General features: G+C 67.7%; 26 protein-coding genes. 13 read left to right on the top strand and 13 right to left on the bottom strand.

Annotation, left to right across the window (positions count from 1 at the left end; all coding sequences use genetic code 11):
- Positions 1-91: 91 nt before the first annotated feature.
- Positions 92-289, bottom strand: coding sequence for a DUF397 domain-containing protein (locus AB0M45_RS01945; RefSeq protein WP_364321701.1), 198 nt, complete (start codon positions 287-289; stop codon positions 92-94).
- A 10-nt stretch (positions 290-299) separates the two neighbouring features.
- Entirely contained in the window at positions 300-1,160 is an 861-nt protein-coding gene (locus AB0M45_RS01940) for a helix-turn-helix transcriptional regulator (protein ID WP_364321698.1), read from the bottom strand.
- A 184-nt stretch (positions 1,161-1,344) separates the two neighbouring features.
- Here AB0M45_RS01940 and AB0M45_RS01935 point away from each other — a divergent pair, with 184 nt between their 5' ends.
- Positions 1,345-1,635, top strand: a complete 291-nt coding sequence (locus AB0M45_RS01935; RefSeq protein ID WP_364321695.1) for a hypothetical protein — start codon at positions 1,345-1,347, stop codon at positions 1,633-1,635.
- A 58-nt stretch (positions 1,636-1,693) separates the two neighbouring features.
- Positions 1,694-2,134: a DUF4254 domain-containing protein gene (locus AB0M45_RS01930; protein ID WP_364321692.1), complete on the top strand. Its 441-nt coding sequence runs from the start codon at positions 1,694-1,696 to the stop codon at positions 2,132-2,134.
- Here AB0M45_RS01930 and AB0M45_RS01925 read toward each other — a convergent pair.
- The 6 genes from AB0M45_RS01925 to AB0M45_RS01900 all read right to left on the bottom strand — a co-directional run bounded on the left by AB0M45_RS01925 (position 2,129) and on the right by AB0M45_RS01900 (position 7,327).
- Positions 2,129-2,419, bottom strand: coding sequence for a DUF3349 domain-containing protein (locus AB0M45_RS01925; RefSeq protein ID WP_364321689.1), 291 nt, complete (start codon positions 2,417-2,419; stop codon positions 2,129-2,131). The genes AB0M45_RS01930 and AB0M45_RS01925 overlap by 6 nt on opposite strands.
- A 17-nt stretch (positions 2,420-2,436) precedes the next feature.
- Complete coding sequence (locus AB0M45_RS01920; RefSeq protein ID WP_364321686.1) at positions 2,437-2,772, bottom strand: DUF3349 domain-containing protein; 336 nt, start codon at positions 2,770-2,772, stop codon at positions 2,437-2,439.
- Positions 2,773-2,783: 11 nt separating this feature from the next.
- Positions 2,784-3,068 carry a hypothetical protein gene (locus tag AB0M45_RS01915; RefSeq protein ID WP_364321683.1) on the bottom strand — a complete coding sequence of 95 codons (285 nt, stop codon included), beginning with the start codon at positions 3,066-3,068 and terminating at the stop codon, positions 2,784-2,786.
- An 11-nt stretch (positions 3,069-3,079) separates the two neighbouring features.
- The gene (locus tag AB0M45_RS01910) at positions 3,080-4,300 is read right to left on the bottom strand and encodes an inorganic phosphate transporter (protein ID WP_364321680.1); all 1,221 of its coding nucleotides are present in this window, start codon (positions 4,298-4,300) and stop codon (positions 3,080-3,082) included.
- Between the two features lie 88 nt (positions 4,301-4,388).
- Complete coding sequence (locus AB0M45_RS01905) at positions 4,389-5,645, bottom strand: lipase family protein (protein ID WP_364321677.1); 1,257 nt, start codon at positions 5,643-5,645, stop codon at positions 4,389-4,391.
- A 170-nt stretch (positions 5,646-5,815) separates the two neighbouring features.
- Positions 5,816-7,327: an ATP-dependent DNA ligase gene (locus AB0M45_RS01900; protein WP_364321674.1), complete on the bottom strand. Its 1,512-nt coding sequence runs from the start codon at positions 7,325-7,327 to the stop codon at positions 5,816-5,818.
- Between the two features lie 96 nt (positions 7,328-7,423).
- On the opposite strand from AB0M45_RS01900, the gene ramB reads away from it, so the two are divergent.
- Positions 7,424-8,830, top strand: a complete 1,407-nt coding sequence (gene ramB, locus AB0M45_RS01895) for an acetate metabolism transcriptional regulator RamB (protein ID WP_364321671.1) — start codon at positions 7,424-7,426, stop codon at positions 8,828-8,830.
- A 99-nt stretch (positions 8,831-8,929) separates the two neighbouring features.
- Here ramB and AB0M45_RS01890 read toward each other — a convergent pair whose 3' ends face one another.
- Positions 8,930-10,162, bottom strand: coding sequence for an MFS transporter (locus AB0M45_RS01890; RefSeq protein ID WP_364321668.1), 1,233 nt, complete (start codon positions 10,160-10,162; stop codon positions 8,930-8,932).
- Between the two features lie 74 nt (positions 10,163-10,236).
- Here AB0M45_RS01890 and AB0M45_RS01885 point away from each other — a divergent pair, with 74 nt between their 5' ends.
- Entirely contained in the window at positions 10,237-11,073 is an 837-nt protein-coding gene (locus AB0M45_RS01885; RefSeq protein WP_364321665.1) for a TetR family transcriptional regulator, read from the top strand.
- A gap of 98 nt (positions 11,074-11,171) precedes the next feature.
- Here the strand turns inward: AB0M45_RS01885 and AB0M45_RS01880 are convergent, their stop codons facing one another.
- On the bottom strand, positions 11,172-13,001 hold the full coding sequence (locus tag AB0M45_RS01880; protein WP_364321662.1) for an acyl-CoA dehydrogenase: 1,830 nt from the start codon (positions 12,999-13,001) through the stop codon (positions 11,172-11,174).
- Between the two features lie 376 nt (positions 13,002-13,377).
- On the opposite strand from AB0M45_RS01880, the gene urtA reads away from it, so the two are divergent.
- The 6 genes from urtA (at position 13,378) to AB0M45_RS01850 (ending at position 19,121) form a co-directional block, all read left to right on the top strand.
- Positions 13,378-14,649 carry an urea ABC transporter substrate-binding protein gene (gene urtA / locus AB0M45_RS01875; RefSeq protein WP_364321659.1) on the top strand — a complete coding sequence of 424 codons (1,272 nt, stop codon included), beginning with the start codon at positions 13,378-13,380 and terminating at the stop codon, positions 14,647-14,649.
- A 243-nt stretch (positions 14,650-14,892) separates the two neighbouring features.
- On the top strand, positions 14,893-15,777 hold the full coding sequence (urtB, locus tag AB0M45_RS01870) for an urea ABC transporter permease subunit UrtB (RefSeq protein ID WP_364321656.1): 885 nt from the start codon (positions 14,893-14,895) through the stop codon (positions 15,775-15,777).
- Complete coding sequence (gene urtC, locus AB0M45_RS01865) at positions 15,774-16,913, top strand: urea ABC transporter permease subunit UrtC (RefSeq protein WP_364321653.1); 1,140 nt, start codon at positions 15,774-15,776, stop codon at positions 16,911-16,913. The genes urtB and urtC overlap by 4 nt, the downstream gene beginning before the upstream one ends.
- The gene (gene urtD, locus AB0M45_RS01860; protein ID WP_364321650.1) at positions 16,910-17,722 is read left to right on the top strand and encodes an urea ABC transporter ATP-binding protein UrtD; all 813 of its coding nucleotides are present in this window, start codon (positions 16,910-16,912) and stop codon (positions 17,720-17,722) included. Before urtC ends, urtD begins: the two co-directional genes overlap by 4 nt.
- 2 nt (positions 17,723-17,724) lie before the next feature.
- Positions 17,725-18,417, top strand: a complete 693-nt coding sequence (gene urtE, locus AB0M45_RS01855; RefSeq protein ID WP_364321647.1) for an urea ABC transporter ATP-binding subunit UrtE — start codon at positions 17,725-17,727, stop codon at positions 18,415-18,417.
- An 8-nt stretch (positions 18,418-18,425) separates the two neighbouring features.
- Complete coding sequence (locus tag AB0M45_RS01850) at positions 18,426-19,121, top strand: GntR family transcriptional regulator (RefSeq protein WP_364321644.1); 696 nt, start codon at positions 18,426-18,428, stop codon at positions 19,119-19,121.
- Between the two features lies 1 nt (position 19,122).
- Here AB0M45_RS01850 and AB0M45_RS01845 read toward each other — a convergent pair whose 3' ends face one another.
- Positions 19,123-19,995 carry an NERD domain-containing protein gene (locus AB0M45_RS01845; RefSeq protein WP_364321641.1) on the bottom strand — a complete coding sequence of 291 codons (873 nt, stop codon included), beginning with the start codon at positions 19,993-19,995 and terminating at the stop codon, positions 19,123-19,125.
- Positions 19,996-20,223: 228 nt separating this feature from the next.
- Between AB0M45_RS01845 and AB0M45_RS01840 the strand changes: the two genes are divergently transcribed.
- Positions 20,224-20,757 (top strand): carboxymuconolactone decarboxylase family protein, encoded by a 534-nt coding sequence (locus AB0M45_RS01840; protein ID WP_364321783.1) that lies wholly within the window; start codon positions 20,224-20,226, stop codon positions 20,755-20,757.
- 205 nt (positions 20,758-20,962) lie between these two features.
- Here AB0M45_RS01840 and AB0M45_RS01835 read toward each other — a convergent pair whose 3' ends face one another.
- The gene (locus AB0M45_RS01835; RefSeq protein ID WP_364321638.1) at positions 20,963-21,748 is read right to left on the bottom strand and encodes a TetR/AcrR family transcriptional regulator C-terminal domain-containing protein; all 786 of its coding nucleotides are present in this window, start codon (positions 21,746-21,748) and stop codon (positions 20,963-20,965) included.
- 131 nt (positions 21,749-21,879) lie between these two features.
- Here AB0M45_RS01835 and AB0M45_RS01830 point away from each other — a divergent pair, with 131 nt between their 5' ends.
- The gene (locus AB0M45_RS01830) at positions 21,880-22,257 is read left to right on the top strand and encodes a VOC family protein (RefSeq protein WP_364321635.1); all 378 of its coding nucleotides are present in this window, start codon (positions 21,880-21,882) and stop codon (positions 22,255-22,257) included.
- 117 nt (positions 22,258-22,374) lie between these two features.
- Here AB0M45_RS01830 and AB0M45_RS01825 read toward each other — a convergent pair whose 3' ends face one another.
- On the bottom strand, positions 22,375-23,226 hold the full coding sequence (locus AB0M45_RS01825) for an SDR family oxidoreductase (protein WP_364321632.1): 852 nt from the start codon (positions 23,224-23,226) through the stop codon (positions 22,375-22,377).
- A gap of 97 nt (positions 23,227-23,323) precedes the next feature.
- On the opposite strand from AB0M45_RS01825, the gene AB0M45_RS01820 reads away from it, so the two are divergent.
- Positions 23,324-23,722 carry a helix-turn-helix domain-containing protein gene (locus tag AB0M45_RS01820; protein ID WP_364321629.1) on the top strand — a complete coding sequence of 133 codons (399 nt, stop codon included), beginning with the start codon at positions 23,324-23,326 and terminating at the stop codon, positions 23,720-23,722.
- The last annotated feature ends 28 nt before the right edge of the window (positions 23,723-23,750 follow it).

Here is a 23,750-nt window from a genome sequence, read left to right as displayed (position 1 = left end):
GTCAGGAGGGCGTCCAGGTCGTTCGTCACACAATGATCTTCGACGCCCTCCGTCCATGTCCGGACAACGCCGGGACTTCGGACTTACTCGTCTAGGCGATCTCGGCTCGGATGGCCGATGTGAAGGCAGACCACTGCGATGGCGTGAGCGCGAGCACGGGACGTGTGTCCGGCAATCCCTGAAACTTGCTGTCCCGAACCAGCACTAGATCACCGTCGAAGCACACCTCGACGCACGCGACACTGTCGTTCGAATGTGATGACTTGAACCATCCGGCCGCGCAGCCCATGTCGATCACGCTACAGCGCAGCGAGTATGTGCTCAATCACCGCCATCGACTCGTTCCGCGAAAGCGCATGCTCGGCGAGGGCGTTGCCGAACATGGTGGAAAGGTGCCGGACGGACTCACCGTCCTCGATCACGCCGAGGTGAACCAATGTCTCGGTCCACGCCACGTCGGGTAGGAGTGCGCTGTCGAAACCGAGCAGGTGGAACGACGCACCGGTCAGCAACGCACCACCTGGCGCGTCGAACGGGATGACCCGGATGTCGACCGCGTCGGAACGCGTATCCGCAACCGAGACCAAATGCCGGAGCTGCCGTTTCAAGATGTCGACGCCACCGGTTCGTTGCGTCAGCGCGGCCTCGTTGACGATCGCGGTCAGCTGCACCGGCTCCGCTCCGGTGAGCCGCTCCTGGCGCCGCATGCGCACTTCGACCCAGCGGTCGATCTCGACTTGGCGAATCCGCGCCCGATCGACGGAGATCACCGCCCGCGCGTACTCCTCTGTCTGCAACAAACCGGGGATCAGGATGCTCGTGTAGCTCCGGATGTTGTGTGCCCCGTACTCCAACCCGTAGAGGCGTGCCACTTCATCCGACAGCAGCCCGGCGTACTCCGACCACCACCCGCGCCGCTTCGCGATTTCACGCAGACGCAGCATTTCCTCGCGTTCGTCCGGATCGAATTCCAGCAGGTTCATCAGCTTTCGCAGTTTGTCTTCGGCGAGGATGCGGTCCTTTTCCACCTTCGACCAGTACGAGAGCGTGAAGCCGAGTTCCTTGGCGATCACGGCACCGGTGACGTCGAACTCGGTGCGGCGGCGCTTGATTCGGAGCATGAGTTCCCAGCGCGCGACCGTGGGCGAGAGTGATGCCATCGTCCCCTGCGTCCTTCCGGCTCCGGCTGTTCGTGCAGAAGACCGTACCCGCATCCATGGCACATCGAGTTTGTCAAAGTGACTGGTCAACTTGACTTATCAATGGACTGACCATAGCCTTTCTGTGTCGCGCATCACAGGCGGGGGCTCCGGACCCGCTCGGCGGGGATGGAGGGGGTTCTGTATGTCTGTGCACGTCATCGACCGGGCTTGGATGGTGGGTGATCGGACGCCGCACCAGGCGCGGCGGGTCAGTGAGGATGCGTGGGTGGTGTCCTATCTGCGCGGTCGGATGGTGACGACGGAGCAGGCGACGGCGGCTATCCAAGCGGCGGAGATGGTTTCGCTGATGGAGGAGTTGGCGAGCCGGATCGGGCTGACGGCGATGGAAGCGCTCGGCCTTGTCGTCATCGAGAAGCCATGGGACCCCCGTCATGGGTACCGATTGCCGCGCCCGGACAGGCGGCATCGTTGATGACTCGCGCGTTTCGCGTACTGCCCGGCACTGCCAATCGATACAGGGGGTAATCGCGGTGCGACCGCTGCCGACCAAAGAACTTGTCCTGCATGCCTGCCGCGCGGCGCCGCGCCACGACCATCCGATCCTGGCGTCCGCGCACCTACTCGCCGGATTGCACCAGCGTCGGCTGGTTGCCCAGCCGGGCGGGTCGAACGACATCGATCAGCATCGGGCCAGGCTCGTCCTCGCCATCGACCGATTGGTCGCCACCGAGATGCCGCTTCCGCACGGCGGCGCCCTCATGCACACCGAAACCGTGGGTATGGTGATCGACCGGCTCGCCCAGTTCTCCGCGTCCGCCCACGAGATCCTGCCCGCCGCACCGGAATGGGCGGTGCACGACGCCTGGGAGCGCCTCGCCGAACTCGCGCTCGGCTACGAAGACCTCGCCTATGAGGTGACGGCAGGAGTGCGCCGCCTGCCCTACCTCAGCGGCCCACGCTCGGCGTCATGAACCTCCAGCACCGATCTCCGGGTCCGGCCAGGCGCGCGCCTCGACGCGGGCGCGCACCCGAGCGACGTCGGCTTCGGACGGCATGTCGTTGGTGATCTTGGTGATGGTGACCTGGATATCGGTCGTGTCGCCGGAATCGGCCAGCTCGGCGGCGATCCGGGCCACCTCCTCGTCGGACAGGCGGCGGCGCAGCAGAGCGAGCAGCGGGATGTAGTCGGATTCCGGGACACCCTCCGGATATCCGGCCCGCAGCCAGTCGATGATCGCGTTCAGGAAGGGAGGCATCGGCGATCGCGTCTCGGTCAGTCGGAATCGGCGGGCGGGTCGGCCAAGGGCCAGCCACCCGCCGCCAAGCGGGAGGCGACGCGGGCGATATCGTCGTCGTCCGGTTGCTCCTTGGCGTGCAGGGCGATGGCCTGCTCGATCTCCGCGCGGGTGATACCGGTTTCCGGATTCGAGGCGGTCAGCTCCTCGGCGATCGCGGCCACCTCATAGTCGGTGAGGTGGCGGTGCAGCACCGCCAACAGCGCGACGTAGTCCGACTGCGGAACGCCCTGCGGGTAACCCGCACGCAGCCAGCGCACGACCTTGCCGAGCAGCTTGGGCCGGATCGGCGCGGGTTTCGCTTGATCGGTCACACTGCCGCCCTTCATGCCTGTCCGAACAGATGGATGCCGAATCTGGCCGCCAGAAACGCCCTGGCCGTGTACAGGATTCCACTGATGATCGCCGCGATGACCAGCGCGAGGCACACCAGCGCGACAGCGAGCGCCGGATAGTTGCGCCGCACCGTGCGTCCGTCCGCGGCGACGGTGGCCGACAGGGACCAGAACCGCACTCCGATCGCGAAGATCATCGGCAGGCCAGCGCCCAGCAGCAGCCCGGCCGCGGTCACCTTCCCCAGCGAGCTCAGATTCGTGACGAGAGTGTGCACGCCTGCTCCTCCTACACCTGGGCCGAATGGGTCGAGTTCGAGGGCGCCGCCGGGCCGCCGTCAGCGGGCTTCTCCGCAATCGCCTGGGAATCCGTGCTGTCGCCCGGCCACTCGTTGACGTTCCCGGTGTGCACCGGGTTGCGTCGCGACCGCAGGTACATCAGCGCCGACAGCGCGATCAGGATGCCGAAGACCACGAGCACGCCCGCCAGCCCGCCGATGACGTGCGCGATGGCCCAGCAGATCGCTCCGGCCAGCCCGGCCAGCGGCAGGGTGAGCAACCAGGCGACCACCATTCGTCCCATCACGCCCCAGCGCACCTCCGCGCCCTTGCCGAGGCCGGTGCCGAGGATCGAACCGGTCGCGGTCTGCGTGGTGGACAACGGCAACCCGAAGTGCGCCGAGGTGAGGATGATCGCCGCAGAGGCGGATTCGGCCGCCAAGCCCTGCGGTGAGTCGATCTCGACCAGGCCCTTACCGAGTGTCCGGATGATCCGCCAGCCGCCGAGATAAGTGCCCGCCGCGATCGCCACGGCACATGCGGCCATCACCCACAGCGGCATCTCGTCGTTCTTGGTGAGCGTCCCGTGCGCCACGAGCGCGAGGAAGATCACGCCCATCGTCTTCTGCGCGTCGTTGGTGCCGTGCGCCAGCGAGACCAGTGAGGCGGAGCCGATCTGGCCCCAGCGGAAGCCCTCGGTGACCTTGTCCTCGGCTGAGCCCCTGGTGATCCGGTAGACCAGCCAGGTGCCGATCGCCGAGACCAGCGCGGCCACGATCGGGGCGAGCACCGCGGGAAGAATGATCTTGGTGACCACGCCGTCCGAACCGGAGGCCCAGATCACCCCGCTCCAGCCGAGCGCGGCCAGCGTCGCGCCGATCAGACCGCCGAACAGCGCGTGTGAGGAACTCGACGGCAACCCGAACAACCAGGTGAGCAGGTTCCACAGAATCCCGCCGACCAGACCGGCGAACACGATGACGAGCAGATCGTGACCCGAAACCGCGTCCAGCCGGACGATCCCCTTGGCCACGGTCGCGGCGACGGCGACGGACAGGAACGCGCCGAGGAGGTTCAGCACCGCCGAGAGCGCGACGGCGACGCGCGGCCGGAGCGCACCGGTGGCGATCGAGGTCGCCATGGCATTGGCGGTGTCGTGGAATCCGTTGGTGAAGTCGAAGACGAGCGCCGTGCCGATGACGATCAGGAGAACCAGTAGTTCGACGGTCACGCCTCCAGTGTGAAGCACCGGCGAATTCGAGTGCCGCCCGGTTGCCGCGAGTCGTTCGTCCGGGATGGACTAGCCTGGTTCGCCCTGTTCAGCCGGATCGGGTGCAGCCGGAGGCTACCGGCCGGCCTGCGAAGCGATCGTCGATCCAGGTGGTCGCGCCGGGAATACCGCTGAGCCCGACCACGAAGTGTTCGCCGACGTAGACCTGGAAATCAACCGGTGTCCCGGCGCGACACCAGTCCGCGTAGAGATTCTCCGCGCCGGCCAGGGGCACCCACGGATCGTGCGTGGCGTGATAGAGGAACACCGGCACCGTCGGCGCGGCAGCGCCCAACCGATTGGCGGCCAGGATCTCCTTGATCACCGGCAGATCGGTGGGCGCGGCCGTGTCGGTGAGCACCTGCACCGGAATCGGCGCCACCACCCCGGCGAACTCCTGCGCGGACATACAGAAGTCCTTGCCGATCTGGGCCAGGCGCCAGCCATTGTCGTTCATCAACCCGAGCATCTCCGGGTACTCCCGCGCCAGACCGAGCGTCGCGGCCAGGAAGACCCCGGACGCGAGGTTGCGGCCGTTCATGGTGTCCAGCAGCATGCCGAAGTCGGCGGGAACGCCGCCGAACGCCGCACCGACCAGATTCAGCTCCGGCGCGTACTCCGGCGCCAACTGGACCGCCCACCCGCTCGCGATGGCGCCACCGGAGTATCCGGTGACCACCGTCGGCGTGTCCGGCCGCAAGCCGAACTCCGGGGTTGCCACCACGGCCCTGATCGCGTCGAGCACCGCGTGCCCGGCCATCACACCCGCCCCGTACGCCTGCCGCGGGCCCTGATGGTCCGGCACGAGCACGGCGTAGCCCTTGGACAAGGGAATCTGGGCGGCCCACAGCTTGGCCGACAGCTCGCTCCTGAGCTCGTAGGACGGCGCGCACCGATGCCCGAGCGAATCGATGGCGGCGTTGAACGACAACAGTGGGCGTGGTCCCGGCCCGGTCCACGGCGTCTTCGGCACCAGCAGCGTCGCGACCACCGGGACCGGGCGGCCCTTGGCGTCGATGGATCGGAGCAGCAGTTCGGTCGAGGTCAACGGGAACAGCGTCAGGCCGGTGCCGCCCGGACGGGACGCGAGAACCGTTCCAGGCGGCCGGCTCTCGAACTCCGGCGGCGGCGTGTAGAACGGATCGCCAAGCGGCGTGGGCAGAATTCCGCTGTACTCACGCGAGGGCGTGAGAAACTGCTCGATCGGATTCGCCTGCGCCTGCGTCCCGACCGCACTCACCGCCACCGCGCCGAGCAGCGCCACCAGCAATCGGGCCGAACGCCCGCACAGAAACTTTCGCATCATCCCACCCACCCGCCGATTCCTTGTCCGGAAGCACGAACCGGCCGAACCATTGCATTGTGGCGGCCATCCGGAACCTTGCGCTGCCCATACTTACAGTGGCTCAACGCGCTTCGCACGCCCGACACGCACCCTCTGCGGATCGAGCGTGCTTCACACTTCGCGGCCGATGATCAGGGCAGCAGCGCGCGAACGGTGTCGATGGTGTCGGCCTCGGCGGGTTCCTTGTCCGGGCGGTAGCGCACCACGCGAGCGAAGCGCAAGGCGACGCCCCCGGGATAGCGCGGGCTGACCTGGACCCCGTCGAGGGCTATCTCGACGACCAGCCGCGGCCACAGGTACACGGTGTGCTGATCGCGGGATCGCTCGTGCCGCGGGAATTCGGCGGTCTGCCAGTGCAGGAGCGCGTCGGTGAGTCCTTTGAAGGTCTTGCCCACCATGACAGGGTTGCCCGTGTCCGGATCGCGGGCACCGAGGTGCAGATTCGACAGGTAGCCCGTGCGGCGGCCGTAGCCCCACTCCGCGCCGAGCACGATCAGGTCGAGGGTGTGTGTCGGCTTGATCTTCTGCCAGGCCCGGCCGCGCCTGCCCGCCGCGTACGGCGCGGTCAACGATTTGACCATCACGCCCTCGTGACCTGCCGCGAGGGCGCCGTCGAAGTATTCGGCGGCCGCCTCGGCGTCCGGCCGCAGCAGCGCGGGAATGCTGTGTTCACCCGCCACTTTCGTCAGCGCGGCGCGCCGCTCCGCTAGCGGAGCGTCGAGCAGGTCTCGGCCATCCAGGTGCAGGCAGTCGAAGAAGTACGGGTGCAGCAGCAGTTCGCGCGTGGAGCTCACCTCGGCGAAGCGGCTCATGGTCTCCTGGAACGGGCGCGGGCGCCCGGCGTCGGTGAGCGCGAGTGTCTCCCCGTCCAGCACCACGCTTGTGCAGTACAGACCGGAGACCAGGTCGACCAGCTCAGGGACACCCGCGGTGATGTCACGCAGCGTCCTGGTGAATACCCGCACCTGATCGCCATTCCGGTGCACCTGGATGCGGGCGCCGTCCAACTTGTGCTCGACGCTCACCTCGCCCTCGAATTCGAGCAGCGCCTCGTCCAGCGTCGCGCCGGGTGAGGCGAGCATGGGCTGAATGGGACGACCGACCTCGAGCCGGAACTCGGCGAGCGCGGCGGCGCCGCCGGTCAGCGCGGCCGCGGCGGTGACCGGCAACTGGCCCGACAGCATGTACGCACGGCGAACGAGATCGGCGGGCACGTCGGCGGCGATCGCCACGGCTTCGGCAACGACCGCCGTCAGCGCGCCCTGGCGCAACTCCCCGGTCAGCAGGCGCAGCAGAAAGCCCTGCTCATCCGCGGTGGCGGCGGACCAAAGCGCCGTGAGCAGTTCCTTGCGCCGGGCCGCCGAGCCGGAGCCGGAGGTCTCGGCCAGATCGGTCAGCGCGGCATGCACCGCGGACACCGTCAGCCTCGCCGCGGCCGCAGGTGGATGATCCAGCGCGGCGAGTGTGCGCCAGCCCGTTCCGATCCGGCCCTGCGGTAGTTCACCGGAAACCCAGGCGACCACCGGCGCCAGCTCATCCGGCGCGACCGACGTCAGCAGCCCCGCCAACGTGGCGATCTTCGTCTTTCGTGACCCGGTCGCCCGAACGGTCTCCGAGGCCAGGACGACATCCGAGAACAACACCCTGCCGACGGTAGCCGTGAGGTATGACACCTGTGCGGCGACCCGACTGCTAATCCCGCATTGGCATGGCTGCGAAACTGTCCATAGGCTGGGCGCATGGCCAAGACTTACGTCGGAGCGCGGTTGCGTCAGCTGCGGACCGAACGGGGGCTGAGCCAGGTCTCGCTGGCACAGCAGCTGGAGATCTCGGCGAGCTACCTCAACCAGATCGAACACGACGTGCGCCCGCTGACCGTACCGGTGCTGCTGAAGATCAGCGACGTGTTCGGCGTCGACGCGACCTTCTTCGCCGCCCAGGACGACACCCGGCTCATCGCCGAGCTCCAAGAGGTGGTCATGGACCAGGAGCTGGGTATCGAGGCCGATGCACAGGAGATCGCGGACATCGTCTCGGCGCATCCGAGCATGGCCCGCGCACTGGTCAACATGCACAACCGCTACCGCAACACCTCCGCCCAGCTGGCCGCGGCGACCGAGGACCGGTTTGCCGACGGCGCGGGCAGCGCGGCGATCAGCAAGCCGCACGAGGAAGTCCGCGACTACTTCTATCAGCGCCAGAACTACATCCACGAGCTGGACACGGCCGCCGAAGAGCTCACCGCGCGCATCCGTTTCCACGGCGGCGACGTGAACAGCGAGGTCGCCAGGATGCTGCGCGCGCACGACGTGCGGATCATCGAACGCATCGATCTCGGCGAGGGCGTGCTGCACCGCTACGACCCGGAGACCCGGAGCCTGGAGATCGCCCCGCATCTGTCCGGTGGGCAGCGCACCTTCAAGCTGGCCGCCGAGCTGGCCTACTTCGAATGCGGCGACCTGCTTGGGAAACTGGTCGAGGAGGGCAATTTCGCCTCCGAGGACGCCCGCAAGCTGGCCATGCTCGGCCTGGCCAACTACTTCGCGGCGGCGACGGTGCTGCCGTACACGCACTTCCATGAGGTCGCCGAGGATTTCCGCTACGACATCGAGCGGCTGTCGGCGTTCTTCACCCAGAGCTACGAGACCATCTGCCACCGGCTCTCCACGCTGCAACGACCGTCGCTGCGCGGTGTCCCGTTCTCGTTCGTCCGGGTCGACCGGGCGGGCAACATGTCCAAGCGCCAGTCCGCCACCGGTTTCCACTTCTCCGCCAGCGGCGGGACCTGCCCGCTGTGGAACGTCTACGAGACCTTCGCCTACCCCGGCAAGATCATGACGCAGATCGCCCAGATGCCCGATGGCCGCAAGTACCTGTGGGTCGCCCGCACGGTGGAGCGCCGCGCCACCCGCTACGGCCAGCCGAGCAAGACCTTCGCCATCGGCCTCGGCTGCGAGCTGCGCCACGCGAGCCGCGTGATCTACGCCGATGGCATCGATCTCGACGAAGTGCAGCCGACACCGATCGGCGCTGGCTGCCGGGTATGTGAGCGGGCCAACTGCCCGCAGCGCGCGTTCCCGCCCCTGGGCAAGGTGCTCGACATCAGCGAACACCGCAGCTCGGTCTCGCCGTATGTGTTGAAGTAGTCGCCGACCAGGTGATTCCAACCAGGCGAACCGACCTCGACCTGAACCCACGTCCGGCCGATATCGGGAGTACCGATACCAGCCGGACATCATGTTCGGTCAGGCGGACGCTACCGCCCGCTGGGTATGCAGGCCGACAACCGTCATACCGAGGGCCGCGACGAGCAGCAGCGCCAAGATCGAGGCGAGTACCGCGAATCCGGAGGGCGCCGCGGCCGCGGCGATGAGCGGGCCGATGGTGGCACCCACGTAGAAGCTGAACATCGCCACCGACATGGCGGCGGCGCGGGATTCGCCGCCCAGTTCGCCCGCGCTCTGCAATACCGCGGGAGCGACGACGCCGACGCCGCCGACCAGGACGGCGAGCAGGACGGTCAGCACGACCGGATGCGCGCCTTCGAAGGTCGCGACCACCATCGCGGACGCGGCGATCAGCACGCCCAGCACGATCTGCCGGTGCTTGGACAGCCTGGCCAGCGGGACCGCGACGAAAGGCAGCGCGATCATCACCGGCAGCGCGCCGGCGCGCAGCGCGAGCAGTTCCCCCGAACTCTCGATCACCCCGGTCAATTCGAGGCCGGTGTACACGCCGACCATTGCGGCCATGCTCAGCGCGCCCGCGAGCAGCAGCGGTAGCAGCGGCCGGATACGCAGCACCGCGGGGATGGCGGCGTAGCTGTGGCGCAACGGCCGGTCCCGCCCCGCCGGGGCGTCGGCGACCAGCATCGAGTGCAATACCAGCGCCATACCGGCGAACACGGCCGCGGAGGCGATGAATACGGTGCGCCAGGGGAATGCGCCGACCATCGCCTGCGACACGATCTGCGCGACCACTGTCGCCGCGAGGAACGCCGTCGACACCGACATCGTCGCTACAGCGCGGTGCGCGGGGTCGAGACGGGTGGCCACATAGGCCATGATCGCCGGCGGCATCGAGCCGACCACCAAGCCTTGGATCACTCGCAGGCCGACAGCCAGCGGCGCACTGAACGCCAAACCGGTCAACAGTGTGACCGCCGCGGTGACCAGCATTCCGGTGACCAGCACCCGCCGATGACCGTAGCGGTCGGAGAGCGGACCGAACAGGACGAAGCCGCCCGCGTATCCGAAGGCGAACGCGCTGATGATCCAGGTCATTACGGCCGAGCCGACGCCCCAGTCGGCTTTCATGGCGGTGAACAGCGGGATAGGGGCGTACATCTGACCGGTGGCCAGGAGGGCGGAGAGGACGAAGAAGGGGAGGGTGCGCCGGGTGTGGGCACTGGATGACGCGCCTGCGGTGCGCGTCACGGCCGACGTGCCGGCCGTGGGCTGAACGATGGGCATTGCCATGCGTCGAAGGTAAGTCCGTCAGCGGCACGATGTCAACCAAATAGTTGGTTTAATGAACTGGTAAAGTGTTCGCCATGACGGCCACGATGAAACGCAGTGACGCGACCAGGCAGGCCCTGCTGCGCGCCGCGCGCGCGGAATTCGCGCAGTACGGGCTGGCCGGGGCCAGGGTCGACCGCATCGCGGAGGCGGCGGGCGTCAACAAGGAACGCATCTACGGGCTGTTCGGCAGCAAGGACAAGCTGTTCGACGTCATCCTGATCGAGACACTGCGCGAGTTCATCACCGTGGTCGAACCGCTGGCCGACACCGAACCCGGCGCGTACGTCGGGAAGCTGTTCGACTACCACAGGAACAATCCCCAGTTGCTGCGGCTGATGCTGTGGGAGGCACTGCACCGCGGCGCGGACGCGCACGACATCGACGGCTGGCGCGCCCAGCACTACGTACGCAAATCGGACCGCGCCCAAGAGCAATTCGACGTCGACTCCTCCGACGCGGGCCGCCTGCTGCTCGCCTTGTGCGGCCTGGCCAACTGGTCGCTCGCGGTGCCGCAGACCACCAGGCTGCTGCTGGGCGAGGCCGCGGAGGACACCGACGGCACCCGGCGGTTCCTGATGGAGTTCGCCAGGGCCGCGATGCGGCGCGAGTCGCCCGTCGGCGAGCACGGTGCGCGCCTTCCGGAAGTGGAGCTGGTCAATGACTTGACCACCGGGCAATCCGACGTGGACCGGGCCGCCGCTCGACTCCGTGACGCCCAAGCCGCCGCAGAAACCGCCCGCGACGAACTCGCCACGTCTCTGCGCGCGGCCCACGCCGCAGGGGCGAGCGCCAATCAGCTGGCCAGACAGGTCTCCGGCACACTGTCGCGCCCGGTCGTACTCAAACTGCTGGCCGACCCCGACGCCTGACCACACAGCACCGGCCGGCCCACCAAGCCACCGACCTCGACCGTCGGCTCGGAGGCGCGACGTTCGAGGTCCTCGGTGACAGGCTCGGGTGACGAGAGCTAGAACGCGGCCTCGTCCAATTCCATGATGTCGTTGTCGAGCGCGGCGATGATCCCCTTCACCGCGGTCAGGTTCGGCAGCACGTTCTTGGCGAAGAAGCATGCCACGGCGACTTTTCCGGTGTAGAAGGCGCGGTCCTTTTCCGGCGCGTCCGCGGCCAGCGCCGCGGCGGCGATCTCCGCCTGCACCAGCAGTCGCCAGCCGATGAGCAGGTCGCCGACCGCGAGCAGGAAGCGCACCGAGCAGAGGCCGATCTTGTACAGCTCGGCGGGCGTCTGCTGCGCGGCCATCAGGTAGCCGGTGAGCGTGGCCGCCATCGCCTGCACGTCCGTCGCCGCGTTGCGCAGCAGCTCGCGCTCGGTGTCGAACCGGCCGGTCTTCGTGTCCAGGAACGCCGCGATCTGCGCGTTCACGTGGCCGAGCGCGACGCCGCGATCGCGGGCGATCTTGCGGAAGAAGAAGTCCTGCGCCTGGATGGCGGTGGTGCCCTCGTACAGCGAGTCGATCTTCGCGTCCCGGACGTACTGCTCGATCGGATAGTCCTGGAGATAACCCGAGCCACCCACCGTTTGCAGCGACTCGGTCAGGTACTCGTAGGCCCGCTCGGAACCGACGCCCTTGACGATCGGCAGCAGCAGATCATCCACCCGGTGCGCCAGATCGGGTCCGGCGCCGGAAACATGCTGTGCCACATCGTCGTTCTGGTGGGCGGCCGTGTACAGGTACACAGCGCGCAGGCCCTCGGCGTAGGCCTTCTGCATGGCCAGCGAGCGCCGCACGTCCGGGTGGCGGATGATGGTCACCCGCGGCGCGGCTTTGTCGGTCATCCGGGTCAGGTCGGCGCCCTGCACGCGCTCCTTGGCGTAGTCCAACGCGTTCAAGTAGCCGGTCGACAGGGTGCCCGCGGACTTGACGCCCACCATCATGCGCGCATTCTCGATCACCTGGAACATCTGCGCGATGCCGTTGTGCACCTCGCCGACCAGCCAGCCTTTGGCGGGCACGCCGCTGCCGCCGAAAGTCACCTCACAGGTGGGCGAGGACTTCAGGCCCATCTTGTGCTCGACTCCGGTGACGTACACGCCGTTGCGGTCGCCGAGTGCCAGCGTCTCGTGGTCGAACAGGAACTTCGGCACGTAGAACAGCGACAGGCCCTTGGTGCCCGGTCCCGCGCCCTCCGGCCGGGCCAGCACCAGATGGAAGACGTTCTCCGCCGTGTCACCGACCTCGGCGCCGGAGATGAAGCGCTTGACGCCCTCGATGTGCCAGGAGCCGTCCTCCTGCCGGATCGCTTTGGTCCGTCCCGCGCCGACGTCCGAGCCCGCGTCCGGCTCGGTCAGCACCATGGTGCCCTGCCAGCCCTTCTCGAAGCCGAGCGTGGCCCACTGCTTCTGCTGCTCGGTGCCGACGTTGTACAGCACCGACGCCATGACCGAGCCCATGTTGAAGAACGACGCCGAGGGATTGGCGCAGGTGATCATCTCGGCGACCGCCCAGACCAGCGCCGCGGGCGCCCTCGTGCCGCCCACACCTTCCGGCATGCCCAGACGACTCCAGCCCGACTCGCGCACGGCGGCGACGGTCTTGCGCAGCGGCTCCGGAACCGAGATCGAGAACGTGGTCGCGTCGTACACCACCGGCTCCCGGTCGGCCGCGGCGAAGGAGTCCGCGACGGGGCCCTCCGCCAGCCGTCCGACCTCCGCCAGGATCTCCCGGGCCGTGTCGGAGTCGAGATCGCCGTAGGCGCCGGTGTCGAGGAGCTTGTCCAGTTGGAGCACTTCGAAAAGGTTGAACTCGATGTCCCGCAGGTTCGCCTTGTAGTGGCCCATCTCGTCCTCCTCGACTCGAGTCCGCGGCAGGCGCCGCCGCCGGGACAGACGGTTCTGACGTCGTACGAACCGAAGCGTGCCGCATCGCGGCGACGCTACGCAACCGTAGCCGGCGCCGCGACGGCCAGCGGGTTGCCAGGACCTCACAACCGTTCATCGACCGTTAACCGCAAAGGTTCACACGCGCGAAACAGACGAAACGGACTCGTCATCGAGAGATATTCCGGCGCAACAACTTCTGTCTACCGTTCGCATCACGAATACAGCGGTTGTATACAGCCCGGTGTACCGCCATGACCGGGGCAAAAGCCGCGCGTATTCGATGCGGCGCGAACCCAGCGCCGTCGCACACCTGATGAGGAGAAGGGGCCGCCCCATGTCAGATTCCCGTGCCATCCCGCGCCATCGGCGCTTGGTCAAGGCGATGGCGGTACCGACCGCGGTCGCACTCGCCGGCCTGTTGCTGACCGCCTGCGGCGCCAAGGACGACGCCTCGACCGGTTCGAACGCCGTGTCCTGCGTGGACACGTCGAAGGACGCGATCAAGGTCGGTTCGCTGCACTCGCTGTCCGGCACGATGGCCATCTCCGAGGTCACCGTCGCCAACTCCACCAAGCTGGCCGTCGACCAGATCAACGCCGCGGGCGGCGTGCTCGGCAAGAAGATCGAGCTGGTGCTGGAGGACGGTGCATCGGACCCGAAGACCTTCGCGGAGAAGGCGGAGAAGCTGATCAGCTCCGACTGCGTCGCCGCAGTGTTCGGCGGCTGGACCTCCTCGAGCCGCAAGGCCATGAAGCCGAAGTTCGAAAGCCTCAACTCGCTGCTCTACTACCCGGTGCAGTACGAGGGCTTGGAGGACAGCAAGAACATCTTCTACACCGGCGCGACCACCAACCAGCAGATCATCCCGGCGCTGGACTACCTGAAGCAGAAGGGCATCACGTCGCTCTACCTGGTCGGTAGCGACTACGTCTTCCCGCAGACGGCCAATCGCGAGATCAAGGCCTACGCCGTGGCCAACGGCATCGAGATCAAGGGCGAGGACTACACCCCGCTCGGCTCCACCGACTTCTCCACCATCGTGAACAAGGTCCGCACCGCCAAGGCGGGCGCGGTGTTCAACACCCTCAACGGCGATTCCAACGTCGCGTTCTTCCGCGAGTACACCAGCGCGGGCCTCAAAGCCGCCGATATGCCGGTGATCTCGGTGTCCATCGCCGAGGAGGAGGTCGCGGGCATCGGCGCGCAGAACATCGCGGGCCAGCTCACCGCGTGGAACTACTACCAGACCGTCGATACCCCGGTGAACAAGAAGTTCGTCGCCGACTACAAGGCCGCGTTCGGCGCCGACAAGCCGACCTCGGACCCCATGGAAGCCGCCTACGCGTCGGTCTACCTGTGGAAGAACACCGTCGAGAAGGCGAAATCCTTCAAGGTGGAAGACATTCAGGCCGCCGCCGACGGCGTGAGCTTCGAAGCCCCCGAGGGTCTGGTGACCATCGACGGCTCGAATCACCACATCACCAAGACCGCCCGCATCGGCGAAATCCGCCCCGACGGCCTCATCTACACCGTCTGGGACTCTGGCAAGGCGGTAACCCCGGACCCGTACCTGAAGTCGTATGACTGGGCGAAGGGCTTGAAGTAATCCGCAACCGTGTCCGCGGCCCAGCTACGAGTTGCCGATACGCCCGCGATGAAGTCGCCGGCAGCGGTCGCTCGAAGCGCAATGAGGGGGGCCACGGGCACGGGAGGGCGGGCTCCGACCCCCTGCAACCACTCGGCCCAACCCGGGCTTTCGAGCGAAGCGAGACCGAGCGGGCCGCGAACACGCAGCGCCGCAGGCGCTGCCAAGACAAACACAGCCAGACCAACACAGGAGTCTCCTCCCATGGACGTTTTGATCGGACAGCTCTTCACGGGGCTGAGCCTGGGATCGATTCTCTTGCTCGCCGCGCTCGGGCTCTCGCTGACCTTCGGTCAGATGGGCGTGATCAACATGGCGCACGGCGAGTTCATCATGGCCGGTTGCTACACGACTTACGTTGTGCAGAAGGTCATTTCGTCGGCCGGAGGCTCGCTGGTCGTCTCTCTGCTGATCGGTTTTCTCGTCGGCGGACTGCTGGGCGCCGCGCTGGAGATGGGCCTGATCCGCTGGATGTACGACCGGCCGCTGGACACCCTGCTGGTCACCTTCGGTGTCGGGCTGGTCTTGCAACAGCTGGCCCGCGACATCTTCGGCGCGCCCGCCAAGAACGTCATCGCGCCGGAATGGCTCGGCGGCGGTGTCACGATCCTGGGCGCGGTGGTGCCGAAGACGCGCATCTTCATCCTGGTCCTCGCGGTCGTCGCGGTGACCGCGCTGGCCGCGGTGCTCAAGACGACGCCACTGGGCCGGCGCATCCGTGCGGTCGTGCAGAACCGCGGCCTGGCCGAGACCTCGGGAGTCTCCAGCCGTTTCACCGACATCAGTACCTTCTTCATCGGCTCGGGCCTGGCCGGAGTGGCCGGTGTCGCGCTCACGCTGATCGGTTCCACCAGCCCAACCATCGGCCAGAGCTATCTGATCGATGCGTTCCTGGTGGTGGTCATCGGCGGACTCGGCCAGATCAAGGGCACGGTGATCGCGGCGTTTGCGCTCGGCCTGCTCAATTCCTACATCGAATACTCGACCACCGCGTCCATCGCGAAGGTTGTCGTCTTCGTCATCATCGTGATCTTCCTGCAGGTCCGCCCGCAGGGCCTGTTCACCGTCCGGACAAGGAGCCTGGCATGACCACACTTGTGCAACGGTGGCGCGCGCACTCCTCGCTCACCACGCTGGCCGGGTTCGCGGTCGCCGCCGGCTTGTTGTTCGCGGTCGCTCCCGCGGTGCTCAGCGACTTCCGGCTCAACCTGCTGGCGAAATTCCTGTGCTTCGCGATCGTCGCGGTGGGCATCGGATTGGCTTGGGGCCGTGGTGGAATGCTCACCCTCGGTCAGGGCGTGTTCTTCGGCATCGGCGCTTACATCATGGCCATGCACCTGCAAATGGCCGACGCGGCTCGGCTCGGCAACGACGTACCGGAGTTCATGGAGATCGCGGGCATTCGCGAATTGCCGTCGTTCTGGCGGCCTTTCGCGTCGGCTCCGGTGGCGCTGCTCGGCATCCTGGTGCTGCCCGCGCTGGTCGCGGCTGCGCTCGGGTACGGCGTGTTCAAGCGCCGGGTGAAGGGCGCCTACTTCGCCATCCTCAGCCAGGCGCTGGCCGCCGCGCTGGCCATTCTGCTGACCGGTCAGCAGGCCATCGGCGGGTTCACCGGCCTGTCGGATTTCCGGGCGTTCTTCGGTTTCAAGCTGTCCGACCCGGTGAACCGGCGCATGCTGTTCTTCTTCGCCGCGGGCACACTGCTGGTGGTGGTCGCGCTGGTGCGGCAGCTGATGCACAGCAGATACGGCGAATTGCTCGTCGCGGTGCGCGATCAGGAGGAGCGGGTGCGCTTCCTGGGCTACGACCCGGCGAACGTGAAGATCGTCGCCTACGTGGTCGCCGCCTTCTTCGCGGGCATCGCGGGCGCGCTGTTCACCCCGATCGTCGGCATCATCTCCCCCGCCGACATCGGCGTCGTCCCGTCCATCGCGTTCCTCATCGGCGTGGCGATCGGCGGACGGACCACCCTGCTCGGGCCGGTGCTCGGCGCGATCGGAGTGGCCTGGGCGCAGACGGCATTCTCCGAGGAGTTCCCGTCCGGGTGGACCTACCTGCAAGGCGTGCTGTTCATCGTGGTGGTCGGTTTCGTCCCGGCCGGGTTGGCCGGACTGTGGCCGATGGTGAGGGGACTGGTGGACGGCCGATTCCGGCGTCCACCGGCGCCAGCCGCGGCGGTCGAGACGCTGGCGGAACCCGCGACCGAGAAAGTGGAATCCCGATGACCGAGACGACGCACGAACCCAGACTCGGCGGCAACGCCGGAATGTCCAGCGAGTACCTCGAGATCCGCGGCCTCTCGGTGAATTTCGACGGTTTCAAGGCCGTCACCGACGTCGACCTGACGGTGTTGCAGGGCGACCTGCGCTTCCTGATCGGCCCCAACGGAGCGGGCAAGACCACGCTCATCGATGCGATCACCGGGCTCGTTCCGGCGAGCGGTTCGGCCCAGAAGACCGGCGTCGAACTGCTCGGCAAGAAAGTGCATCAGATCGCCCGGCTCGGCATCGGGCGGACGTTCCAGACCGCGAGCGTCTTCGAACAGCTCAGCGTGCTGCAGAATCTCGACATCGCGGCGGGCGCGGGCCGCTCGGCGCTCACCATGCTGCGCCGCCGCAAATCGGTGCTGCCGAGCATCGAGGAGGCGCTGGAGACCACCGGCCTGGCCGACCTGCGCGACAAACCCGCGGGCGTCCTGGCGCACGGGCAGAAGCAGTGGCTGGAGATCGGCATGCTGCTGGTGCAGAACGCGTCGGTGCTACTGCTGGACGAGCCGGTCGCCGGAATGAGCGCGGAGGAGCGCGAGGAAACCGGAAACCTGCTGCGCCGCATCGGCGGCGAACGCGTGGTCGTGGTGGTCGAGCACGACATGGACTTCATGCGCGCCTTCGCCAGCTCGGTGACCGTCCTCGCGGGCGGCAAGGTGCTCAGCGAGGGAACCGTCGAGCAGGTGCAGGCGGACCCGAACGTCCAAGAGGTTTATCTCGGCACCGCCGCGGCCGTAGGGACAGAGCTGGAAGGCGAAGGGGCATAGCGATGCTGGAGCTCACCGATATCCACTCCGGCTACGGCCGCACCGAGGTGATCCACGGCGTCTCGGTGACCGTCCCGGACGACAGCGTGGTCGCCATCATGGGGCACAACGGCGCGGGCAAGACCACGCTGCTGCGCACCGCCGTCGGCCTGATCGGCACGAAATCGGGGCGGACCGAATTCGACGGGGAGACCATCACCAAGCTGTCCCCGTCGCGACGGGTGCGCCGCGGCATCGCTTACGTACCGCAGGGGCAGCAGAGCTTCCCGCAACTGACCACCGCGGAGAATTTGCAGATCGTCGCGGACGGGCGCAAGCGAGGCAAGGCGCTGATCGACGAGTCATTGGATCTGTTCCCCGCGCTGCGCGACCTGATCACCCGCAAGGCGGGCTTGTTGTCCGGCGGCCAGCGGCAGCAGCTCGCCATCGCGCGGGCGCTGATCACCGAGCCGAAGCTGCTCATCCTCGACGAACCGACCGAGGGCATCCAGCCGTCGGTGGTCGCCGAGATCGAGCGCACCATCATCGATCTCACCCGGCGCGGCGGATTGAGCGTGCTGCTGGTCGAGCAGCACATCGGGTTCGCGTTGCAGGCGGCGCAGCGCTACTACGTGCTGCAATCCGGCCGGGTGGCCGCCACGGGCACGGGCGGCTCCGGCGCCGAGAGCGCGGTCCGCTCGGCGATGGCGATCTGAGCACCGCCGTGACCCGCAACAGGGGTCGGATTCCGTTGCGCGAGCAGGTGTACGACTCGCTGCGTCGGGATCTGGCCACCGGAGTCCTCGTGCCGACCGAACGGCTCGGCGAAGAACGCCTCGCCGAAGCCTACGGGGTATCGCGCACCCCCGTGCGCGAGGCGCTGGCCCGGCTGCAAGCAGACGGGCTGGTCGAACGACTCTCCGACGGCCTGTACCCGTACCGTCCCCGGCTCGACGAACTCGACCACCTCTACGAGCTGCGAATCGTGCTGGAGGCCAGGGGCATCCAGCGGGCGCGGCCGCCGGAACACGCGCACGACATGGACCTGGTGCGCGCGGAGCTGGACACCTGGCGCACGCTGCGCGACAACCCGCCCGAACCGGGACCCGCATTGGTGGCCGCCGACGAACGGTTCCACACGTCCCTGCTCGCGGCGGCGGGCAATGCCGCGCTCGCCGACGCGCTCACCGCGGTACACGTCCGTGTGCGTCCGGTGCGCACGCTGGACATGCCGACCCCGGAACGGATCGCCACAATGACCGCCGAACACATCGCGATCGCCGAAAACCTGCTGTCCGGCGCGGTGGACGCCGCGTTGGCGGCCCTCACCGCGCATATCGACACCTCCCGGGCGCATGTGCTGGCCCGCGCGCAGCACGCGCTGCGGCTCACCAAACTGGGCCGGGCCGTGCGGGATTGAGTCAGCAGTTCGACTGGAACGGCCAGCACTCGGCGGGCCGGTACGGCGGCGGCGACGGTGTCGGACTCGTGGTGCCGGTCGCCGGAGTCGGCTGCGCCGAGTCCTGCGCCAGCGCGCTGGCGATCACACCGAGCACGAGCAGGACGCCGACCACCGCGACCACGACGACAGACCAGCCCGCGTAGGCCTGGCCCTTCGTCGCGTCGCCAGGGGTCGGCTCGACCCGCGGTTCGGGTCGGCGCGCGATCATCGTCGTCGGCTCAGGAGCCTTCTCCTCGAATCCCGCGTCGAGCAGCTCGGCGCGGGACGGCGCGAACTCCGCGAGGCCGAGCGCGTTGCACGCACCGATCACGCGGTCCACGGTCCAGTTGCGTGGTCCCGCGGAGAACCCCTCCAGGTAGATGCGCAGCTCGGTCGCGTCCGTGACGTTGCCGACGACGACGTCCAACCCGGCACGCAGGTTGGTGCGCGCCGGGCGCACCACCGCGCCGCGGAAGGGAACCAGTACGACGGCGCCGCTGATATGTCCCGGATCCTGCAATGCCCGCTGGAGCATGTGCTTCACCGCGTAGATGCCGTGCTCCACGCGGTCGGCCGGGCTTCCGGAATCCGGGTCGTCCAGCTCCACCGGCGCGTCACTGATCTTCCATGGCCCGTCGGCCGACGTGCTGAGGATGCCGCTCTGCCTGCGCCGGAACCCGTGCACCTCCAGCACGGTGAGACCGCTCGGCGTCCACACCGCCGCGTCCACGCGCCGGTTGTCCGCCTCCAGGTCGATCACGGCGAGGCCGGTCGTCGGATACGACCGCAGGCACGCGACGAATTCCCGCTCGGCACCGGAAAGCTCCGCTCCGGGCCTGATCCTCACCAGCATCTGCTCCCCTGCCGACCTGTTGCCTACACCTGACTCCGCGGAACCCACTGCGGCCGCGGCGACCCACACCGGTACTGATGATGACGGTGTACCCGCCCGAAAACCACTGGAAAGCAAAAGAATGATCCCCCCATCCTCGAGGTGACGCCCGGGTACGCTCGATATACGGCCTGGCACCGACGCCGGCCGTACCAGCACGCGAGGAGGCGTCCCAGCATGGTTTCAGTGCTGCAACCACGCATCTCTCCCGGGCGACTCCGGGAACTCGGTCCAGTCAATTGGGTTGCCTGGCAGGTACTTTCCCGTGCCGCCGGCACCGGCGACGCGCATCTGTTCAGCACGCTCGGCCGCACCAAGGGCCTGTTCCGCGGTTGGCTGCACTACTCGGGCAGGCTGATGCCGGGCGGGCGGTTGCCGCGCCACGAATCCGAGTTGGTGATCATCCGCGTCGCGCATCTGCGCGGGTGCGACTACGAGATGGACCATCACATCCGGCTCGGCAGGCGGGCCGGGGTAACCGCCGAGATCCTCGAACGGCTGCGCAGCGGACCGGCCGCCGCGGGCTGGTCGGAGAAGCACCATGCGCTGCTGAGCGCGGTGGACCAGCTCGTGGAAAAACGCGACATCGACGACGACGCGTGGTCCGAGCTGGCCAAGCACTACGACGAGCGCAGCCTGATCGAAATCGTCCTGTTGATCAATCAATACGAGGGGCTGGCCGCCACCATCACCGCGCTGCGCATCCAGCGCGACGGCGTCTGACAGGGAACCGAATCCGTCCACGGCCCGCACCGAGAAGGCTGAGGCAGACGCAGACGACGCACCGGACCGAGTTCTGTCCGTGCGCGAACGCGAAGCAGCCGCAGGAACGATGCTGCCGACGAAGTCCGTACCCAACCCGCGCCGGACCGAGCGGAGTCGAGTCAACCGCATACGGCGCACGGCCGGAGCGAAAGCACAAGCACACCTAGCCGTCCGCGGCGCTCGGCCCCTCGATGCGCCGGGCGAGACCGTCCAGCACCAGCGCCAAGCCGAACTCGTACGCATGGTCGGCGCTGTAGGCGGCGTCGTGCGCCTGGCCCGCGGCCGCGCCGACGCGTGCGGCGAGCGGATAGCGCTCCGCGTCGAAGACTCGAGCCAGCACCGGTGCGGCCCGCTCCCACCATTGCCGGTCCGACATGGCGCTGTCGGTCGCCGCACGCTCGGTGTCGATGGCTATGCGGGCGACGGAGGTGACGAAACCGAGCACGAAACTCAGCGCGGCGTCCATGGCGACGTCGTCCAGTCCGAGACCGTCGAATGCCTTCAGCTCGTGGTCGTATTTCGCGGCGAGGCCGGGACCGAGCGGCGGACGGGTGGTCGGCAGGTAGGCGACCCACGGATGCCGCGCCAGTAGCGCTCGGTTCTCGGCGGCGACGCGGGTGACGCGTTCACGCCAGGGCAAGCCGGTCAGATCGGCGCGTTCCATCTGGGCATAGACGGTGTCGAGCATCAGGTCGACCAGCTCGGCCTTCCCCGGCACGTAGGTGTAGGTGGCCATCGGCGTCAAGCCCAGTTTGGTGGCGACCGCGCGCATGGTCAGCGCGCCGATGCCGTCCGCGTCGGCGATCTCGATCGCCGCGGCGACGACCGCATCGACGCTGCTGCGTTGCTTCGGCCCGCGGCCGGTAGCGGAACTCGCCGGAATCCGCCACAGCAACTCCAGCGTCCGCGCCGGGTCCCCCGCGCCGCTGCGCTCCTTCGGCTGTCCCACCGCCGCCTCCTCGCCTGATCGAAATCCAATGGTAGCCATGTGATTCAGATCACAGTGCGGTCGGCCGGAAATTTCTCTACAAAGTAGAGCGTACTTAGTACAGAGTTAGTCGACGCCCTAGGGAGGCCCCCATGAAAATCACCGCTTCCGCCATCTCGCTCAACGTCCCCGACCCGGGCGCCTCGGCGAAGTTCCTCATCGACCACCTCGACTTCGAGGAGAAGATGTCGGCCGACGGATTCGTCTCGCTGGAGCGGTCCGACGCCGGGATGAACGTCATCTTCTTGCGCACCGGGCTGGCGACCTTCAGGCCGAAGAGCAAGGCGGGCAGCGCGGGCGAGGGCCTGATCGTCGCCTTCGTCGTCGACGACATCGATACCGAGTACGCCCGGCTGCGAACCGAAGGAGTTCCGATCGTGACACCCATCGAAACCGAGCCGTGGGGCGAGCGGTACTTCCAGATGAGCGATCCGAACGGGATCATCATCCAGTTGGTGCAGTGGATCTGAATGCACCCGAACGGCGCGGATCCCGGAAAGGATCCGCGCCGTTCTGCTTCGGTCCTGCGCCGAGTCGCGGCGGTGGCCACCCCCGCGCCGGAATCGGCCTTCGGCGTATCGCGACGTTCAGCCGAGCGCCGTGCGGAAGACGTCCACAGCACGAGTAGCGGAACGGCCGAGCAGCTTTTCCAGATCACCGGAGCGCACGTCGAGAAGGCCACGCGAGACGCCGGTGTCGGCATCGGCGAGGGCCTTGGCGTAATCGGCGGGCAGCCCCGCCCCGACCAGCGCGGCAGCGTAAGCGTCCTCCGGCAGATCCTCGTAGCGCACCGGCTTACCCGCCGCATCCGAAATCGCCTGGGCGAGTTCGGCATAGGTGAGCGATTCGCCGCCACCGAGTTCGTATACCCGGCCGGTGTGCCCATCTGTGGTGAGCACTCTGGCGGCCGCCTCGGCATAGTCGGCGCGCGCCGCACCCGCCACGCGGCCCTCGCCCCCGGCACCGTGCAGCACACCGGACTGCACCGCGTGGTCGAGGCCGCCCAGGTAGTTCTCCCAGTACCAGCCGTTGCGCACAAGGGTGTGCGGCACGGTCGATTCGGCGAGCACCGCCTCGGTCGCCTTGTGCTCCTGGGCGAGAATCATCGGATTGTCCGTCGCACCCGGGATGCTGGTGTAGGCGAGCAGTTCGACACCGGCGCGCTCGGCCGCACGAATGACATTGGCGTGCTGGGCCACGCGGGCACCGAACTCGTTGCCGGAGATCAGCAGCACCCGGTCGACGCCCTCCAGCGCCCGATCCAGCGCCGCCGCGTCGCCGTAGTCGGCCTGCCGGACGTCGACGCCCCGCGCGGCCAGATCGGCCACCTTCCGCGGATCGCGCACGATCGCGACGACCGCCGTCGATCCCTCCCGCAACAGCGCCTCCACCACGAGTCGGCCCAGTTGTCCGCTGGCCCCGGTCACCGCGACGGTCATGACTACCTCCAGGTGTATACGGTTTTGCTAGTACTAACCATTAGTAAGCACTATGCCTTCTGCTGTCACTGCGGTCAAGTTGGGTACCATGGCGGTCATGACCATCCAGCGCACCGTCCCGGCCGAGGCCGACGACCCCACGCTGGAAGCCGATGTCTTCGCCAGGAACTGCACCTCACGGCCGGTTCTGCAGAATGTGGCCAGCCGCTGGGGCACGCTGGCGCTGGTCGCGCTGCGTGAGGGTCCGTATCGATTCAGCGCCCTGCGCCGCCGAGTGGACGGAGTCAGCGAGCGCATGCTGTCGCAAACCCTCCAGGCACTCGAGCGCGACGGCATGGTGCACCGGGAGGTACTGGAGACCATCCCGCCGCGCGTCGAATACACCCTCACCGAACTGGGCGCCGAGGTGGCCGCGCATCTGGAAGCGCTCATCCAGGTGCTGGAAACGAACATGCCGCGCGTGCGCCAGGCACAGGCGGCCTACCACCGCGACTGACTCGCCGCCGTCCGGGAAGAGTCGAGCA

The organism is Nocardia sp. NPDC051787 (assembly GCF_040681325.1).
Lineage (GTDB): Bacteria > Actinomycetota > Actinomycetes > Mycobacteriales > Mycobacteriaceae > Nocardia.
The sequence above is the reverse complement of the archived record's forward strand: the minus strand, read 5'-3'. Positions and strand labels throughout refer to the sequence as shown.

Bases quoted from the DNA above. Each gene is read 5' to 3' on its own strand.
- AB0M45_RS01890 (WP_364321668.1), bottom strand. From the start codon at position 10,162: ATGGCAATGCCCATCGTTCAGCCCACGGCCGGCACGTCGGCCGTGACG.
- AB0M45_RS01940 (WP_364321698.1), bottom strand. From the start codon at position 1,160: ATGGCATCACTCTCGCCCACGGTCGCGCGCTGGGAACTCATGCTCCGA.
- AB0M45_RS01885 (WP_364321665.1), top strand. From the start codon at position 10,237: ATGACGGCCACGATGAAACGCAGTGACGCGACCAGGCAGGCCCTGCTG.
- AB0M45_RS01905 (WP_364321677.1), bottom strand. From the start codon at position 5,645: ATGATGCGAAAGTTTCTGTGCGGGCGTTCGGCCCGATTGCTGGTGGCG.
- AB0M45_RS01925 (WP_364321689.1), bottom strand. From the start codon at position 2,419: ATGCCTCCCTTCCTGAACGCGATCATCGACTGGCTGCGGGCCGGATAT.
- urtB (WP_364321656.1), top strand. From the start codon at position 14,893: ATGGACGTTTTGATCGGACAGCTCTTCACGGGGCTGAGCCTGGGATCG.
- AB0M45_RS01935 (WP_364321695.1), top strand. From the start codon at position 1,345: ATGTCTGTGCACGTCATCGACCGGGCTTGGATGGTGGGTGATCGGACG.
- AB0M45_RS01845 (WP_364321641.1), bottom strand. From the start codon at position 19,995: ATGCTGGTGAGGATCAGGCCCGGAGCGGAGCTTTCCGGTGCCGAGCGG.
- urtE (WP_364321647.1), top strand. From the start codon at position 17,725: ATGCTGGAGCTCACCGATATCCACTCCGGCTACGGCCGCACCGAGGTG.
- AB0M45_RS01945 (WP_364321701.1), bottom strand. From the start codon at position 289: ATGGGCTGCGCGGCCGGATGGTTCAAGTCATCACATTCGAACGACAGT.
- AB0M45_RS01820 (WP_364321629.1), top strand. From the start codon at position 23,324: ATGACCATCCAGCGCACCGTCCCGGCCGAGGCCGACGACCCCACGCTG.
- urtA (WP_364321659.1), top strand. From the start codon at position 13,378: ATGTCAGATTCCCGTGCCATCCCGCGCCATCGGCGCTTGGTCAAGGCG.
- urtD (WP_364321650.1), top strand. From the start codon at position 16,910: ATGACCGAGACGACGCACGAACCCAGACTCGGCGGCAACGCCGGAATG.
- AB0M45_RS01830 (WP_364321635.1), top strand. From the start codon at position 21,880: ATGAAAATCACCGCTTCCGCCATCTCGCTCAACGTCCCCGACCCGGGC.
- ramB (WP_364321671.1), top strand. From the start codon at position 7,424: ATGGCCAAGACTTACGTCGGAGCGCGGTTGCGTCAGCTGCGGACCGAA.
- AB0M45_RS01880 (WP_364321662.1), bottom strand. From the start codon at position 13,001: ATGGGCCACTACAAGGCGAACCTGCGGGACATCGAGTTCAACCTTTTC.
- urtC (WP_364321653.1), top strand. From the start codon at position 15,774: ATGACCACACTTGTGCAACGGTGGCGCGCGCACTCCTCGCTCACCACG.
- AB0M45_RS01825 (WP_364321632.1), bottom strand. From the start codon at position 23,226: ATGACCGTCGCGGTGACCGGGGCCAGCGGACAACTGGGCCGACTCGTG.